Consider the following 15,583-nt stretch of genomic DNA (forward strand, 5'->3'; position numbering starts at 1 on the left):
TCACAGGGTGGTGTACGCCGACCGCCACGCCACCTCGAGGCGCGCGGTGGCGGACGGGTCGTTCGCGCTCCAGGCGATCTCGGACCGTCCGGGCGGGAGGGTGAACAGGTCGAGACGGGATGCGGGGCTCAGGTCGTTGGCGACGTTGATGGTGCCGTTGCGCAGTGCCCAGCGCGTGCCGGGCCGCGTCTCCAGCTCCACCCATTCGCCCTCGCGCAGCGTCACATCGAGGTCGAGGACGCGGCGGGTGCGCGTGTTCCAGATCCGCGGCCCGGTGACCGGGCCGTGCACGCGCAGGCTGGGGTACGACGGCACGTCACCGCGGTTGGTGATCCAGCCGGGCCGATCGTCGGCCAGTTGGCTCTTCGGGTCTGCGGAACCGGGACACCCGGCGTCAGATCCCAGCGCCTCGTCGAGGGTGCGGTCAGGATGGTCGGCGCGAGCGGCCTGGTCCAGGTCGAGCGTCAGCGTCGACAGCTCATCGTCGTACCAGCGTGGGTCGTCCAGACCCGCGAACTCGATGTCCAGTGGGATCCATCCGTGTACGGCGGTTGCGGTGCTGGTGGCTTCCATCCGTCGAAGTCGCCCGTACATACGGCGAGTTGCGTGTCCGGGCCACCGGCCGCGCAGGATGTGACGACCGTCCGGGCTGGTGCGGGCGTCGGGGTCGTCCAGCGCCAGCTCCAGCCGGGCGAGGATGGCGGCGGCCTTCTCCGGGTCGCCGGGGGTCTTGATGCCGGCCTCGAAGCGCAGGGTGCGCGGGCCGTAGAAGTCCCGGCCGGGAGTGGTGCCTTCGCTGTTCGGGTTGTCGGCGTCCTGGGGTCGGGTGGCGGGCGCGCCGAGGCCTTCGATGTTCCCGACCGGTACGTAGCTGCCCTTGCCGAGGACGACGCCTCCGATCTCGTACTGCCAGGGGGCCAGTTCGGGGCGGCTGCTGGTGTGGGGTGCTGTGGTCATCACACTCTCCCGCCCCGCTGCGCGTTGCGCAGGGTGCGCATCATCTCGTTGCCGATCTGTTCGGGGGTGGCGGCGCTGTCGGTGACGGTGACCGGCATGGAGCCGATCAGTGGCTGCTGTTCGCGTACGACGACGACCTGGACGCGGCCGCCGGCGCGGGCGTCGACGACGCGGGTGCGGGCCTGGTCGCTGCCGGTGCGGATGTCGAAGGAGCGCACGACACCGGCGATCGCCGCCGCGTTGCGGGCCTGCTTGAAGGAGTTGGCGAGCAGCGGGTTGTAGTCGTGGTTGCGGGCACTGCGGACACCTCCGTCCGCGAACCACTCGACCTGCCCGCCGAACCGGTCGACCACGGTCTCCACGACGGCCTTGCTGCGCTCGCGCTTCGAAGTCCCGAGTGGCACATAGGCCTCGCCCCCGGTCTCGGGTTCACCCCAGACACGCCAGCTCCCGGCCGGTGCGATCTGCGCGACGTGCTGTTCACGGCGCGCACCGCCGGTGAGGCCGCCGTCGGCGAAGTAGTCGACCACGGCGCCGTCGGCATGCCGGTTGGCGTTCTTGCTCAGGTTCTCGGCCTGCTTCTCGATCGCGTCGGCGGTGCTCCCGGTCTGCTTGGTGAGCTGGTCGAAGACTGTGACGTGCCGGGTGGTGACCGTCAGTTCCTTGCCGCGCAGTGCGTCGATGCGGCGCTGGATCGAGTCCGCCGCCTTGCGCGGCCCGGAGGTGGGGACGGTGACCTTGACGTTCTTCGTGCCGGGAACCTTCTCCACCCGGAAGCCGAGGGCTTCAAGTTCCTTGCGTGCCTGGGCTGTTGGCGCGCGGACGATGACGGACTTGGCGCCCGGTGTGGCGCGGAGCTTCGTCTGGACGGCCTGAAGGTTCTTGATCGCGGCGGCGGTCGGCGCGGACACCGGGATGTTCTTGCTGTTCGGGGTCCGACCGAGCGTCTCGATGAGGGTGTCGAGGTTCTTCTTCGCTCCCTGAGTCGGCGCGGTGATCCTGATCTGCCGGGTGCCCGGCACGGTCTTCACGGTGAACCCGAGATCGCGGAGCTTCTGCTGCGCACCGTCGCTGAGCGAATCCACCTTGATCGTCTTGGCGTTGGGGAGTCGCTGGAACTCCGCCTGGACGGCGATCAGGTTCGCCAGCGTGCTGTCCATGCCCTTCGTCTGGAGCAGCAGCGACACCTTCGACGGCAGCAGACCGAGGCTGTCGGCAACGCCTTCGGCCTGGGCCTTGGTCAAGCCGTAGCCACGCGCGGCCGCGATCGCCTCCGTACGGGCACGGCTCATCTGCTCGCGTGCCTTCGCGAGCGCGGCCGGTAGTGTCTCACCGTTGCGCTGAGCGAGATCGAAGGTCGCCACCGAGGCGTCGGCCGCCGCGTCGGACAGGGCGGTGAGCTGGGTGTAGAGCTGCTGGCCGTTCCTCGTCGTGGTGTTGAGGGTCTTGTCCTCGTTGACGAGCTGGCGTCCGCCGTAGCCCCCCTGACGGCTGACGCCCTTGCTGCCCTCCTGAAGGTCGAGGACCGCGCTGTTGACCTTGGCCTCGGCGGCCTGGAGGGAGATCTGTCCGCCCGACAGCAGGTCGAGAGCCGACTTCAGAGACCGAGTGCGGGTGTCGGCGTCGGCGGTCTGGTCGGCCAGGCCGCCGACAGCCGCCTTCAGACGGTCGTACGCCGACGTGCCATCCCCGGCTCCCTTCGTCGCCGCCGCCAGGTCCCGCGCGTTCTTCACCGACTCGGCCATCTCGCCCTTGACGCTGCCGAGCGCGTCGGCAGCGTCCTTGTACTGCTGACCGACGTCGGTGTAGTCGAGGACCGACGACTTGCCGCCCGCCACGTCCCGGTACTCCCGGTGGGCGTTCGCGGTCGTGAGGAGCTGCTTCTGCAGCGCGTCCAGGCTCGTGCCCTGTCCGAGGTAGGCGTCGGTGAGGCTGGCCAGCGGCACGCCGGCCTGCTCCATGACCTTGGTCAACTGGCCCTGGTTGGTTTTGGTGTCCAGCAGGGCCTGGGCCGCCTGATTGCGGACGTTGGAGTCGATCTGCCCGCCGGACTCGCGCAACGCGGAGGTGAGGGTGGATATGCGCTGCTGGTGTTCGGCAGCAGCCTGCGCGGCCTTCTGCTGGCGGGCGGCCAACAGCCCCAGACCGACCGACACCCCGGCCATCACGACGCCGAACGGGCCGCCGAGCGCGTTGGTGACACCGCCGAGCGCCGAGCGCAGTCCCGACCCAGCGGCCCGGCCGACGCCGTTGAGCGTGCCGGTGAACGTGGTGCCCGCCCCGTTCGCGCTGCGGAACGCGGCGGTCATGGTGCCGAGGAAGCCGACCCGGGCCTGGAGGGCAGCCCAGGCGGCGCCGTACCGGGACAGGGTGACGCCGGATGCGGCCGCCAAGGACTGCTGGAGGCGCATCTGTTCGTTGGCCGAGGCGAAGCCCGAGCGGACCGGGCCGCTGACGGTGTTCGCTATGCCCGTCAGGGTCGGCTGGACGCGGCGGAACAGGAGCATCGCCAGGGCTGCGGACTGGATCGGCGCGGGCAGCGCGCCGAACGCGCTGACCAGTCCGCCGACGAGGTGGCCAATGGGTACGAGGACCAGGGAGAGCCCGGAGACGGCGTCCAGCGCGACGTTCGCGACGGTGGCGATGATGTCGAGCGTTCCGGCCGCCGTGCCTCCGTCGTCGCCGAGGTCGGCGATGGCCCTCAGGAGGGGTTCCGCGCCGTCGGCGGCGTTGTCCAGGACGTCGCCCAGGGTGCTGGCGGCGTTGATCAGCAGGTTGAGGCCGGTGGCCAGCGCGTGCTCACCGATGTCCTGGAGCGGCCCGATGAGCCGCTGGGCCTCATCGATGAGCGACCCGATCCCGTTCTTCGTGGACTCCTTCAGGTCCGGGCCGTACAGGGTGGCGATGTCGCGGCCGTACTCAAGGGCAGTGGTCAGGTAAGGCGTGGCCCCGGACATCCCGCGGGTGAGCAGGCGGGTCACCCATTCCAGGCCGGGCGCCATCCCCTCGTACAGGGCGATGCCGGTCTGCCTGGCCTGAGTGCGTAGCTGTGTCATCGCACCGGTGAGTCCCTTACCGCGCGAGGCGGTGATGGACGCGGCCGACCCAGTCTGGTCGACCGCGACGGCCAGGGCGTCGAAGCTCTCGGTGCCCTGATGGGCGAGCGCGACGGCGCCGCTGAGCGCGGGCTTGCCGAAGGCGCGGGTGACGGCGGCGGTGAAGTCCTGCTCGGACATGGAGTGTTCGGCCTTCGACAGGCCGTCGATGACCGTGCGCAGCCCGCGGAAACGCCCCTGGGTATCCCAGGCTTCGATCCCGAGGTCCCGCAGGCCCTTCTTCATGGCCGGCGTCGGTGCCGCCAGGTTGGCGAAGATCCCGCGCAGGCTCGTGCCGGCGGTCTGGCCGAGGATGCCGCTCTTGCCGAGCATGCCGACCGCGGCCGCGGTGTCCTGGAGGCTGACGCCGAGCGCGTTCGCGACCGGGCCCGCGTACCGCATCGAGTAGTAGATGTCGGTGATGGAGCCGGACGCGTTGTTCGCGGTGGCCGCGAGCGTGTCAGACGCCTTGGACGCCTGATCAGCACCAAGGCCGTACTGATCCATGATGTCGCCCAAGTAGCGGGCGCTGGTGGCGGCGTTGACGTCGGCCGCCGACGCGAGCTGGAGCGAGGCGCGTACGGCGTCGATCGACTGGTCCGCACGGAAACCCGCCCTGCTCAGTTCGACCATGCCCTCGGCGGCGTCGGCCGACGTCGTGGTGGGCAGGGTCAGGTCGTTGCCGAGTTCCTCGGCGACGGCGGCCGCCCGCTTCATCTGTGCGGCGGTCGCATCGGTCACCGCACCGAAGAGGTTCATCTGCCGCTGGTAGCGGTTGCCCTCCTCGATGATCTCGCCCGTGCCGAGGACAAGGGCCCCGCCGGCGAGCATGTTCGTGGTGGACAGGCCGCGCCGACCGGCACCGGCGGTGGCCCGCTGGAGCCGGGACATCGACCGAGCGCCGTCGTCCCCGGCCGCGCGCAGTGCCGTACGGGCGGCCCCGGCGCGGGCCGTGATCCGGTTCAACTCCCCCACGGCTGCGCGGGAGGAACGATTCAGCGCGGCGAACTGCGTAGCGAGCCGCGCCCCGTTGGCGTCCAGCCGAGCCAGGGAACGGTTCGCCGCGTCGGTCCGGTCAGCGAACGTACGCATCTGTCCGGAGGCAGCACGGGTTCCCGCGATCAGGTCGCGGACCTCGGCGCGCATCGCGACCGTGAGGGTGAACCCGGCCACCGCGGGCGGCCTCCTTACAGGGTGCAGGGGTGTATCAGGGGCGCTGTTCGTACTGCTCGCGCGGGAGGAGCTGGATCTTCACGCCGTAGCCGGACCGGTCCTGGGGGACGTGGTCGCGTTCCTGCTCGATCAGCTCGCAGCCGGGGCAGCGCAGGGTGTCGGTGACGTAGGCGTGCGGGTCGCCGCCGCGCTGGTGGTCCCACTCCTGCAGCCGGGTGCGGCACTCCGGGCACACCGACCGCTGCCACTGCGCCCACGCCATCGCCTTGGCCCGGTCGAGGTCGGACCAGCGGCCGTCACCACCGAGGAACTGCGAGTGCGGGATGCGGTACTGCTCGCACAGCTCCAGCTCGGCGCGCAGATCGGCATCGCGGCTCAGCCTTTTCCCAGCTCGACCCGGCTCTCCTGCTGGACCTTCCAGGCCGCGTCCCACAGCGCGTTCGCGTCCGGCGTCGACCAGCCGTCGAGCAGTTCCTCGGCTTCCTCGCGGCTCATGCCGTCCACGGAGGCAGCCGCCACCAGGGCGGCGGGGAAGGTTTCCGGGTTGAAGATCGACCCGTCCTCCGCCTGCTGTTCGGTCGGCGGATGCTCGGAGATCAGCTCTTCCAGAACAGGACGAGGCAGGGCCCGGAAGATCAGGAACTCCGAGGCCTCATCAAGGAGTTGACGGGTCTCGTCCCGTGCGGTGTCGGCGTCGGCCGACTGCCGGACGGCCGATTCGTCGCCAGGGTTCGCCTCGGCGACGAACCGGGCGCGGCGGGCCCGCTGTTCGGCGTCGTCGTACCGCTGGCGCAGATCCTCGTCATCACAGATCCGCAGTCGCTTCTGCGGACGGGCCCGCCGGCGAAGGCGGTCCATCTTGGCCGACCACGCCCCCTCCGCCGACGTGGCGGAGGCAGGCGGCCGGTTGTCCGGGGTGCGGCGCGTCACGATCAGCCCTCGTCGCTGTCGTGCTCGCGGACCGTCGCGGCGGTCTTCGTGGTGGTGACGCTGGACAGGCTCACCGTGCGCTCATCGCCGTCCGGACCGTGACCGTGGTCATGCCCGTGACCATGGTCGTCGCCGTGGTCGTGTGCGGGCTCGGGGTCGCAGTCGCCTTCCGGCAGCGGGTGCGGGTGAGCGGCGGGCGGTACCGGCCGGTCGAGCGACGGTTCGTCGGTGATCGTGTAGTCGACCTTGAACTTGGCGGCCTCGTTGCCGGTGGAGTAGGTCGCGGCGCGTGTGGCGACCTGGACGGGGAACACGTCGACCGAGCGCGAGCCGGGCAGGTCACCCTTGCGCAGCAGGACCACGTAACCCTCGGCCCCCTTGGGCAGCTGCTGCTCGATCGCGTCGGAAAACCGGTCCTCGTAGAAGGTCAGCGAGCTGCTCTCGGCCTTGTCGTTGCCGGGGATCGACGAGTTGAAGGTGCTCCCCATGTCGGGGGTCTCGATCGGCTCGTTCTCCAGGGCCCAGCCCTCGATGTCCGAGACGGCGTCGGTCAGGACGAAGGCGTTCGTGATCTCACGGCGGCTGGGGTACTTCGGGTCGTTGATCTCCGTCGCCCAGAGGATCTTGGAGATACCGCGCCGAAGGAATCGGGTCTGGGTGGACTTCTTCAGGGACACAGGTCCGCTCCCGCTTCCGGGGCAGCGTCCCGTACCGAGGCCCTGCCCCTTGAATTCAAAGGGGGTCGCCTGGCCTGGGGCCTAGCGTCCGCGCGGGCCTCCGCGGTGAGGAACCTGAAGAGTCTTCAGGCTGGCGTCACGGTGATCGTGACGCGTTGTACGTAGGACACGATAGCTCCTGCCGCCGACACCGAAGGCTCCCCTCCGGAGTCATAGGTCAACTCACGGTCGATGACCCTGAGTTGAGGAATGCGCAGGTCATAGGCCCAGCCGTTGTCGTCGCGGCCAACAAGGCCGGCACGCACCCGGTCGGCCAACCACTCGACCTGATCAGCCCGCTCCCCGACGGAGGTGACCTGATACGACCAGGCCGCATCCGCGTGCCAGTCCCACAGGGGCGGACCCGTGAACTCTGCGGGCAGGGAGTCGAGGATCGTGTACGGGACGGTGGCGGGCTCCCAGCCGGACTTGCCCTGGATGCGCGGGAGTTCACCGACACCGCACGGGCGTCCGGTGGTCTGCTCGACGAGGACAGTCAGCGCACGGGTGACCGGTAGTCGGGCGGTCACGGCAGTACCCCGTCCGCGAGGGCCTGGATGAACTCCGGTTCGGTCTGCCGGAACGCGGGCTCGACGTGAGGGAACGGCGGTTGCCGGTAGTGCCGCCCGATCGAGTCCACGCCCACGAAGCCGTACTCCAGCCGTCGCGCCTGCGGTGCGTCGGAGAACACCTCGGCGCTGGCCTCGCCGCCCCCGATACGCATCCGCACGTCCCAGGAGGCCCGGTAGTGCCCGGTGATCACGTTCGGGCCCGGCCTGCCGCTGGCGTTACGCTGGATACGAACACGCAGCAGCATCGCGTGATGCCGTGTGATCGTCCGGGTGCGGGCGCGAGTGGCCGGGCCCATCCGGGCGAGGGCGGCGGCCAGCGCGATCGGGTCACGGAACGCGGCCGCGTCCGGATGAGCGTTGGGGTGCGGGTTCACCGTGGCCATCAGTCGATCGCCTGGACCCGGACGATGCGCACCACGCTGTAGGTGCCCACCGCTTCGTCGGAGACGCGGAACCGACGGCCCACCAACTGCGGGTCACGGGGCCCCTTGGGCCGGACGGACCCAGCAACCCGGATTACGTCGTCGCGCCGCAACTCGGGCGCATCGACAGGCAACACGGCCTGGTACTCGGTGGTCGGCGGCTCAACCGTGACCGATGCCGCGACCGGCTGCGTGATTGCGGGGCGACCGTACGGCATCACCGCACCGAGGCCGTCCCACACCAACTCCTCGTCCGGTACCGGCTGCACCAGCTGGCCCGTGACCTCGTCCAACACGTCGTCCGTACGGCCCGCACTGTCCCGCCACGCCTCCAACTTGTCGTCCAGGATGCGGTCGACGACCCGTCGGGCACCCTCTACGTCAAAGGCCACGCGCCCACTCCCCGAGTTGGGTGAGCATCGCCTTCGTCAGCGAGTACGGCTCGGTGCCGAGGTCGGGGCGCGTGAGCGCAGCTCGCTCCAGCGCCTCCGGGTCGATCGCATCGAGGAAGACAGCCGCCGCCGGACCGGGGTCAGGCACGTCAGCCACCGTGACACGGGCCATCCCTGACCACTGGGTGTCGCCTCGGTCCGCCACGTGCAGCAGGACCTCCGGCCGTTCCCCGGCGAAGTGGCTGACGGAGTACGCCTTGATGGCGCTCGGGTCGATCGAGGTGCCGTCGATCTCGATGTCGGCCCGACCGCCCTGCGCAGTGATCTCTACGCGCCGGGCGGCGGCCGTGTCGTTCATCCGATCCATTCAGCCGACGCTAGGAGAGCTGTCGGACAACGGGGGCGGGATGAGCGGTCAGGCCGGTTTCCTCGAACAGCTCGCGGCCGGAGGCTCAAAGGCTCGTAGCACTCCGCCTTCAAGCCGGACGAACAGCCCGGTTTGAAAGGCGATCAGCCCGAGAGCCACCCGCCCAAGAGCCCGCTCGGGCAGGTCTGTAAGGCAGCTCGACACCGGAAGCACGGACGGAACTGCTCGGGGATCCAGCGGGCGAAGCGGAGCGACTTCAGCGCGTGTGAGCAATTCCGTCGCGAAGAGATGGACGATGATTTTCCTGCGGCGCATCTGGGTCACGTCGATGCCGACCTGGCGACGGATCGCCAAGCCGTACTCCACGCCGTTCATGGCGTGACTCGCCGCCCGCTCAGCTTCCCGGTCGTTCTCGATTGCGGCGCCAGGCAGCACGAACATGCCGCGGCCGATGTCGTTGAACAGTAGGTGCTCCGGTTCGACCCGTACGAGGACCGCGGCCCAGACGATCGGGGGCCTCCAGTTCTCGTAGGGCGCTCGCCGACGTATCAACGGCTGCTCGACGCACCTCGCTGTTGGGCTGGCCAACATGCTTGCTACGGCTGTTGTCATCAGGCTCCGCCCATCGCAACAGCCACGATCTCTTCGAGGTGGCTCGGCTGACTGGTGCTGGGAATGGGAGCGATGTGGCTGCCGTGGTCGAGGAGCCATTGCAGGGGTGCGGCCGGCCCGTTCGTACGGGCGAGGAGACCGGCGTCGAGCGGCCGGTAGGCCACATACGGAATGCCGAGTTCGCCGCACACATCTACCGCGTCGTCGAAGCGGTCGGTGGTGTTGAAGACGTTCTGCACAGCGGCGACGGTCAGGTCCTTGCCCACCAGATGGATGGCCTCGGGGGTGACCTTGGACAGGCCGATGTGCCCGATCTTGCCCTCGTCCTGAAGCGCCTGCAGGACGGCGATCTGGTCGTCGAGTGCCACCTCGGGATCGATGCGGTGCAGGTAGCACAGTTCCAGCCGCTCGACTCGCAGGCGGCGCAGGCTCGCTTCCGCACAGGCCCGGAGGTAGTAGGGGCTGCCGAGGGGCATCCACTGGCCTGGTCCGGGGCGCACCATGCCGATCTTCGTGGCGATCAGCACGTGCTCTGGGTACGGGTAGAGCGCGTCACGGATCAACTGCTCGGCGGTGTGGGGGCCGTAGGCGTCGGCGGTGTCGATGTGGCTGATGCCGTACGTGTTCACGGCTTGACGCAGGATGCTGAGCGCGGTCTCACGGTCTGAGGGCTCGCCCCACGTTCCGGGGCCGGTCAGGCTCATGGTGCCGAAGCCCAGTCGCGATACGGATTTCCCGGCGATGGTGATGGTGCCCCCGGGCAGCGCGGATGTCATACGAGGGCCTCCTTCAGGCAGCTCCGCACGGCTTCGTCGACGATGTGGGCCTGGCTGTCGGGGTCGCTGTGGACCCGAAGGTGGGGGATGTCGTCGCGGTCCAGGAGCTCGTGCACGTGATGGTCGACGAGGCGCCGGTAGCGCGGGTCGTAGACATGGCCGGTGTCGACGGGCACGCTCTCGTCGAGGATCGTCGCCAACAGCAGGTGGTATTTGGGGAGTTGGGTGGCGGCGAGCGTGAGGAGACGTTCGCGTTCCGTCCGGGGAGCCGTCTCACCGCGGTATTCCAGCGCGGCGTGGAAGTAGGCGACGGCGTCATGGGCAGCACGGTCGAGAAGGACGACTTCGGCGCCCTGCGCCACGGCGGCGATCTCGTCGGCAATGCCCTGCACCATGATCCACTCGGTGGACCGGGCAGTATGGTGCTGCATCTTGGGCAGGCCGGCCGCCGCGGCCCGCTTTGCGAGACGGCCGGTGCGGCCCACGGTGATTCCTTCGGCGCGCAGTTCCATCTCTATGCGCTTCAAGAGCGTGGTCTTGCCGGTGGAGTGGGTGCCGAGCACGCCGATGCGGATGGGCTGGTGGGTGGTCACCACAGGGTGGGTTCCTCTTCTGGTTCGGAGGCGCCGGGCAGGGAGGGCGGCACGGCCGCGGCGATCAACTGGTCCCAGGACTCGTAGTGGCCGGCCATGGCGAGCAGGAGCTGGGCGGTGACATACGCGTCGTAGGTCGCGCGGTGCCTTCCGACTCGCGGGGCTTGCGACAGGTCCGGTGCCACGTGCTTGATCAGGGCATCGAGGGTGTAGGAGGGCAGGTCCGTGTAGGTCGCCTTGGCGAGGCGCAGGGTGTCGATGACCCCGGCCGGCTTCCAAGTGGGGAGGTGCCGGTGCAACTCCCGGTAGTCGACATGGGCGTTGTGGGCGCAGATCCAGTCCTGGCCGAGGAACTCGCCCACCTCGTCGGCGAGTTGAGCCCAGACGGGCTGGGCGGCGAGGACGTCGTTGGTCAGGCCGTGGATGTCGGCCGCGCGCGGGGTGACCGGCCGTTCGGGGCGGATCAGCCATGCTCCGGCCGTCGTGGTGTCCGGGATTCCGGCGCGGACGGGCAGGGCCGCGATCTCAACGAGGTCGGGCGGGTTGGTGCCGTTGCCCTCGACGTCGACGACCAGAAGCGCGGGCCAGGAGGCGAAGTTCATGGTGTGGTGAGTCCGTTCTCCGCCTCCCAGCCGATGGGGGCCCGGCCGTGCTGGCGGTGGAGGTGGGGCTTGGCGCGGTCGTGGCACTGGTAGCCGAACCCGTGCTGGAGGAAGTAGCGGGGCGGCTCGTCCAGTCCCTCCACGACGATGGCACGCTCGTTGATCTCAACGGCGCCGATCGCGCCGAGGGCGCGCGCCTGCCGGGTGACCTCCGCCAGGTCCGGCCTGACCCAAGCCCCTTTACACAAGGCGATCTGCGCGGGCGGGCAGATGCGGCACAGCTCGTCGATTCCGAAGTGGCCGTTGTAGTCGGCCTCACCGTGCGCGTAGGCGACACCACAGCTCGTCTTGAGGAACAAGGTCCCCCACGGGGCACCGCCGGGTTCGCTCCGGGACGCGTACGCCTCCATGATCCGCTGCTCGGCCAGCTCCGGCATGATCTTGCGGCGGGCCGTGTCGTCGTACGGTGTCGGCAGGCCGTTCGCCTCGTAGTAGGCCTTGATCTCGTCGCGGAAGAACAGCCCCGTGAACACGGTGGCGTGGGCGTGCAGGGACAGTTCGCGGGCCCGCTCCAGGTGCTCGTCGGAGTCGTTGAGGCCCGGCACGATCGGCCGCCAGTACAGGACGGTCCGGTAGCGGTCCGCGTGCTCGTAGAGCATGCGCAGGCTGTCGGCGGCGTAGGTGGAGTTGACCGGTTCGATGGCCGGGTCGTCGATGCCGGAGTGCGTCACCAGAATGGTCAGGCGCAGATTCTTGTAGGAGTTGAGGACGGCGCAGTCCTCGGCGCTCACGCGCCACCGGGTGATGACCAGGACGTGGTTGGTCAGGCCGCGGTCGTCGAGGTCACGCAAGACGGCGAACAGGTGCGGCTTGACGACCGGCAGCATCGGGTCCGTGGCCCGGTTGAACACTTGGATCGGTGTCCGGTGGGGCCGGAAGTACGGGTGGCCGACCAAGGCCGCGACGGCGGCTTCGTCGCTCATCAGGCGCTTGGGCGTCTTCATGCCGAAGTTGTCGAACAGGTGGCGCACGCAGTAGCCGCACTCCAGCGGGCAGCCGACGATGTGGTTCAGCGACAACCCCGACTTGCGGTACTCGATCACGTCGGCGAGCGCGGGCTTCAACTCACCGATCTGCTCCACGGTCAGCAGCGGAAGCAGACGGCGGCGCGGTACGACGGGGATGGTCATCAGGACCTCCAAGCGCGGGCTGTTCAGCGGTCGGTGGGTGTGGCTGAGCAGGGATGGGGGCAGTGAGCAGGCTGCGGCGGTTGGCGCCGAACCATGTGCCGAAGTCGCGGCGGGCGGCGTCCGCGTCGTCCGAGGTGTGCACGAGGTTGTGGACGAGGCGCTGCTCTTCGAGGGCGCGCTCCAGGCTGTCGTGGCCGAGGTCTCCGCGGATCGTCCCGGGTGCCGCCCGCGGTGGGTCGAAGTGGCCGATCAGCTGACGCAGGCGGTCGTGGATGCCTGGCTCCCCGTGGGCGAGAGCGACCGTTACCGCTTTGCCGGCGTAGGCGTCGTCCAGGCACACGGGGATGTCCCGGTCGGGGAAGTGGTCCGCGTCGACGAGGAGGTCCCAGTAGTGCACATGGGCCTGCCACGGCTGCACGGTGACGTCGCGACGGCTGGCGACCGTACCGACCGCAGCCTCGATCCGCTCAAGGATGGCGTCTACCAAGTCGCGGTCGATGGCATCCGGCTTGCACAGGATCACCGAGCACCGGTCGAAGTCGGCGATCTGCAGACGGCGCCCGGGCCCGTACCAAGTCCCGTACTCCCGGCGGGCACTGGCCGCATCGTCGCTGGTCTGGACGAGGTTGCGTATGAGACGGTTCTCCGCCTGAGCGGCCGCGAGGCTGTCGTCGCCCAGGTCACCGCGGATCGTCCCGGCCAGCGCCCGGGTCGGATCGGTGTGCCCGACGAGCTGGCGCAGCCGGGCATGGAGACCGGGTTCACCGTGCGCGAGCGCCACGGTGACCTTCCGGCCGGCGAACGCGGCATCGATCCGGAACGGCAGATCGGCCAGGTTCCGTCGCCCGGTGTCGGCGAGGAGATCCCGGTAGACGACGTGCGCCTGCCACGGCTCGGCGATCAGGTCCAGACGGTCCGAGACGGCGATACCCGCTGCACAGACCATCCCGAGGATCTGGTCGACCAGACCACGCGCTACGGCGTCGGGTTTACACAGGATGACCGCCCAGCAGTCGAAGTCGATGCCCTCGACCACCGTGCCGCTCATCGGCCGGCTGCCGCTCACCGGGAACCGCCACCCGAAGTCGCGGCGCAGACCGGCCACTTGCGTTCCATGAGCCAGCGCAGGTTGGGATCGAGCGCGGCCAGGACATCCGGGTCGAATGCCGTGGTCCGATCGTGCTGGATCTGCCGGTACAGCTCGAACAGCAGCACTACTTGCTGCCAATACGGATCCAGGTCCAGGCCCGCAATGTGCTCGGCGCTGTAGCGGCGGCGGTTCGTACGGAGCACGTCTTCGTGGTGCAGGACGTCCGCGATGGTGGAACCCTCGGTGTTCCGCGGCATCGCCGGGAACGGGAAGGACGGCGGCGCCGGCCGGGAGTCCGCCTCCTCCAGGACTCGCTCAACACGCTCGGCGTCGCTGTCGTTGACGTGGGCGGACCCGATCGTGTGCGTGTACGTCCCCAGCTCCAGGCCGAGTTGGATCGCGGCGTACTCGTGGATCATCGTGAAGGAGAAGACGTCGGACAGCAGGCCGCAGTCAAGGTCGTTCGCCCGCATGTTGCACACCATGTGCAGCCGCCCATCGCGCAAGAGCAGGTGCAGGCCCGCCAGGCACGCGACGTCGGGGTTGTCGAGGTCGGCGAGTTCCTTCGCCGCGAACACCGGCAGGTAGCCGCGTTTGCTGTCGGTCTCGTTGAGCAGCAGCTTCACAACCTGGTCGAACTGGGACCGGCCGCCGCGGATCGGGCTGAACAGCGTGTGCCCGTAGGCGGACCCGCCGAGGCGGATGCCGTCGGCGCTGCTGGCATGCATGGACGTCGAGTAGTAGCCGATCATCTCCAGGTCCCGGCGGCCGGCGAGGTACCACAGAGCCTCGGCGAACTGAAACACCGGATTCGCCCGGCGCTCGGCCAGATACGGGAGACGCTGACGGGGATCCGTGAGTCGGAAACTGACCCCGATCACTTCACGGGCGGCGTTGCCGCGTGCGTCAATCCGGTGCTCTGGCTGCTCGGTTGTGAGTCGCAGCAGAGCGATGTAGGCACCTTCGACGCTGTCGAAGATCGGTGCTGTGAGCAAAGCACTCTCCAGGTCGTGAGAACGAAATGTGCCAAGTGGGGCTCGATGAAAGGGAGTTGAACCCACGCGCGGCAGCGGATAGGAACAGGGCTGCTGTGCACGGGGAGGCAGGAGCCGGGCCTGCCCACGCGGCGGGCAACGCGTCGACCTGGCCGAGGCCGGCAGCGTCGACGAACTTGACGGCGCCGGCGTCAGCCCTCTGTTGCACCGTCGTGGTCAGCGGTGGTGCGGTTTCCGGTTACCGGTTACTCGGTAGTGGTTGCGTCGTCGTCGCCGTAGAGGCTGTCGGGTGTGTGAGTGCGGACGTGTCGGTCCGAGAGAGCCCCTTGGGTGCTCGTCGACTTCGGGTGGGGGTTGTCCTTGGTGTCCCGCTGGATCTGGGCCATCGCGGCTCTGACCGTGGACTTCTTGTTACTCGTCACGCGTTGCACTCTTTTTCTGCTCGGTTCTCATCGGGGATCGCTCCGGCCGCCGGCCGTCTCAAGGGGACGGTCGGGATGGAGTCTTGGCAGCCCGTCCCCTGTGGCAGGTCTTCCGCCCTGGGCGGGCCCCCGGGTCTTCGCGGACAGGGGACAGAAGTTCATGACGCGTCGGCTGGGACCGGTCGGCCTTCCACGAGATACGCGGGGTGCAGGGACGGGTCTTCCAGTACCGCGACCGCGGCTCGAATGCGCCGCTCGGTGTGCGCCCCGGCCACTTCGCCCAGTTGGTGGAGAAGTACGAACCGATACCCGATCAGTTCCGGCTGTTCACCAGGGGCCGCTTCGGGTAGGACGATCTGGGTGTCGCTCGGCACTGTGCCGAGGTCGTAGACGAGGTTCAGTCCCTCTGTCGCCCCGGTCTCCTCGTTGCGTGGAACGTAATCCACCGCGAGGAACCGTCCTGGCGTGATGATCAGACCCGTTTCCTCGCGCACCTCCCGCGCGCAAGCCAGGTGCGGTGCCTCGTCCCCGTTCGCGCAACCGCCGGGCAGTCCAAAGGCTCCGTCCCTGTAGCCCTTCTGCACCATGAGCACCGCCCCGGCCTCGTCCCGGATGATGGCGAGTGCCCCCGTACGACGACGGGGCGGATTCGTGAAGTCAGTGTCTTTATGCATGCCTC

18 protein-coding genes are annotated in these 15,583 nt (G+C 69.1%); all 18 read right to left on the reverse strand.

Annotated features, from left to right (window positions below; genetic code table 11):
• On the reverse strand, positions 1-957 hold the full coding sequence (locus ACWDEW_RS04925; protein WP_450509675.1) for a hypothetical protein: 957 nt from the start codon (positions 955-957) through the stop codon (positions 1-3).
• On the reverse strand, positions 957-5,225 hold the full coding sequence (locus tag ACWDEW_RS04930; protein WP_450509677.1) for a phage tail tape measure protein: 4,269 nt from the start codon (positions 5,223-5,225) through the stop codon (positions 957-959). The genes ACWDEW_RS04925 and ACWDEW_RS04930 overlap by 1 nt, the downstream gene beginning before the upstream one ends.
• Positions 5,226-5,259: 34 nt before the next feature.
• A complete protein-coding gene (locus ACWDEW_RS04935) occupies positions 5,260-5,658 on the reverse strand; it encodes a hypothetical protein (RefSeq protein WP_450509679.1) in 399 nt (132 codons plus the stop codon).
• Complete coding sequence (locus tag ACWDEW_RS04940) at positions 5,601-6,155, reverse strand: hypothetical protein (RefSeq protein ID WP_450509680.1); 555 nt, start codon at positions 6,153-6,155, stop codon at positions 5,601-5,603. Before ACWDEW_RS04940 ends, ACWDEW_RS04935 begins: the two co-directional genes overlap by 58 nt.
• 2 nt (positions 6,156-6,157) lie before the next feature.
• Positions 6,158-6,832 (reverse strand): phage tail tube protein, encoded by a 675-nt coding sequence (locus ACWDEW_RS04945; protein WP_450509682.1) that lies wholly within the window; start codon positions 6,830-6,832, stop codon positions 6,158-6,160.
• A 125-nt stretch (positions 6,833-6,957) separates the two neighbouring features.
• On the reverse strand, positions 6,958-7,401 hold the full coding sequence (locus ACWDEW_RS04950; RefSeq protein WP_450509684.1) for a hypothetical protein: 444 nt from the start codon (positions 7,399-7,401) through the stop codon (positions 6,958-6,960).
• Positions 7,398-7,826, reverse strand: a complete 429-nt coding sequence (locus ACWDEW_RS04955) for an HK97 gp10 family phage protein (RefSeq protein WP_450509686.1) — start codon at positions 7,824-7,826, stop codon at positions 7,398-7,400. The genes ACWDEW_RS04950 and ACWDEW_RS04955 overlap by 4 nt, the downstream gene beginning before the upstream one ends.
• The gene (locus ACWDEW_RS04960) at positions 7,826-8,257 is read right to left on the reverse strand and encodes a DUF6093 family protein (RefSeq protein ID WP_450509690.1); all 432 of its coding nucleotides are present in this window, start codon (positions 8,255-8,257) and stop codon (positions 7,826-7,828) included. Before ACWDEW_RS04960 ends, ACWDEW_RS04955 begins: the two co-directional genes overlap by 1 nt.
• Entirely contained in the window at positions 8,247-8,624 is a 378-nt protein-coding gene (locus tag ACWDEW_RS04965) for a hypothetical protein (protein WP_450509692.1), read from the reverse strand. The genes ACWDEW_RS04960 and ACWDEW_RS04965 overlap by 11 nt, the downstream gene beginning before the upstream one ends.
• A 48-nt stretch (positions 8,625-8,672) precedes the next feature.
• On the reverse strand, positions 8,673-9,065 hold the full coding sequence (locus ACWDEW_RS04970; protein ID WP_450509693.1) for a hypothetical protein: 393 nt from the start codon (positions 9,063-9,065) through the stop codon (positions 8,673-8,675).
• A gap of 170 nt (positions 9,066-9,235) precedes the next feature.
• Positions 9,236-10,012 (reverse strand): aldo/keto reductase, encoded by a 777-nt coding sequence (locus ACWDEW_RS04975; protein ID WP_450509695.1) that lies wholly within the window; start codon positions 10,010-10,012, stop codon positions 9,236-9,238.
• Positions 10,009-10,605, reverse strand: a complete 597-nt coding sequence (locus tag ACWDEW_RS04980) for an AAA family ATPase (RefSeq protein ID WP_450509697.1) — start codon at positions 10,603-10,605, stop codon at positions 10,009-10,011. Before ACWDEW_RS04980 ends, ACWDEW_RS04975 begins: the two co-directional genes overlap by 4 nt.
• Positions 10,602-11,207: a 3'-5' exonuclease gene (locus ACWDEW_RS04985; RefSeq protein ID WP_450509698.1), complete on the reverse strand. Its 606-nt coding sequence runs from the start codon at positions 11,205-11,207 to the stop codon at positions 10,602-10,604. Before ACWDEW_RS04985 ends, ACWDEW_RS04980 begins: the two co-directional genes overlap by 4 nt.
• Positions 11,204-12,397, reverse strand: a complete 1,194-nt coding sequence (locus tag ACWDEW_RS04990) for a radical SAM protein (RefSeq protein ID WP_450509700.1) — start codon at positions 12,395-12,397, stop codon at positions 11,204-11,206. The genes ACWDEW_RS04985 and ACWDEW_RS04990 overlap by 4 nt, the downstream gene beginning before the upstream one ends.
• Complete coding sequence (locus ACWDEW_RS04995; protein WP_450509702.1) at positions 12,333-13,502, reverse strand: nucleoside-diphosphate kinase; 1,170 nt, start codon at positions 13,500-13,502, stop codon at positions 12,333-12,335. Before ACWDEW_RS04995 ends, ACWDEW_RS04990 begins: the two co-directional genes overlap by 65 nt.
• Positions 13,460-14,482 carry a thymidylate synthase gene (locus ACWDEW_RS05000; protein ID WP_450509704.1) on the reverse strand — a complete coding sequence of 341 codons (1,023 nt, stop codon included), beginning with the start codon at positions 14,480-14,482 and terminating at the stop codon, positions 13,460-13,462. Before ACWDEW_RS05000 ends, ACWDEW_RS04995 begins: the two co-directional genes overlap by 43 nt.
• A gap of 245 nt (positions 14,483-14,727) precedes the next feature.
• The gene (locus ACWDEW_RS05005) at positions 14,728-14,904 is read right to left on the reverse strand and encodes a hypothetical protein (protein WP_450509706.1); all 177 of its coding nucleotides are present in this window, start codon (positions 14,902-14,904) and stop codon (positions 14,728-14,730) included.
• A gap of 158 nt (positions 14,905-15,062) precedes the next feature.
• Positions 15,063-15,578 carry an NUDIX domain-containing protein gene (locus ACWDEW_RS05010; protein ID WP_450509707.1) on the reverse strand — a complete coding sequence of 172 codons (516 nt, stop codon included), beginning with the start codon at positions 15,576-15,578 and terminating at the stop codon, positions 15,063-15,065.
• Positions 15,579-15,583 lie beyond the last annotated feature (5 nt).

The organism is Streptomyces sp. NPDC001100 (assembly GCF_053598575.1).

Excerpts from the sequence above, each read along its gene's own strand:
- ACWDEW_RS04970 (WP_450509693.1), bottom strand. The coding sequence starts at position 9,065 with ATGTTCGTGCTGCCTGGCGCCGCAATCGAGAACGACCGGGAAGCTGAG.
- ACWDEW_RS04990 (WP_450509700.1), bottom strand. The coding sequence starts at position 12,397 with ATGACCATCCCCGTCGTACCGCGCCGCCGTCTGCTTCCGCTGCTGACC.
- ACWDEW_RS04985 (WP_450509698.1), bottom strand. The coding sequence starts at position 11,207 with ATGAACTTCGCCTCCTGGCCCGCGCTTCTGGTCGTCGACGTCGAGGGC.
- ACWDEW_RS04955 (WP_450509686.1), bottom strand. The coding sequence starts at position 7,826 with ATGGCCACGGTGAACCCGCACCCCAACGCTCATCCGGACGCGGCCGCG.
- ACWDEW_RS04975 (WP_450509695.1), bottom strand. The coding sequence starts at position 10,012 with ATGACATCCGCGCTGCCCGGGGGCACCATCACCATCGCCGGGAAATCC.
- ACWDEW_RS04965 (WP_450509692.1), bottom strand. The coding sequence starts at position 8,624 with ATGGATCGGATGAACGACACGGCCGCCGCCCGGCGCGTAGAGATCACT.
- ACWDEW_RS05010 (WP_450509707.1), bottom strand. The coding sequence starts at position 15,578 with ATGCATAAAGACACTGACTTCACGAATCCGCCCCGTCGTCGTACGGGG.
- ACWDEW_RS04925 (WP_450509675.1), bottom strand. The coding sequence starts at position 957 with ATGACCACAGCACCCCACACCAGCAGCCGCCCCGAACTGGCCCCCTGG.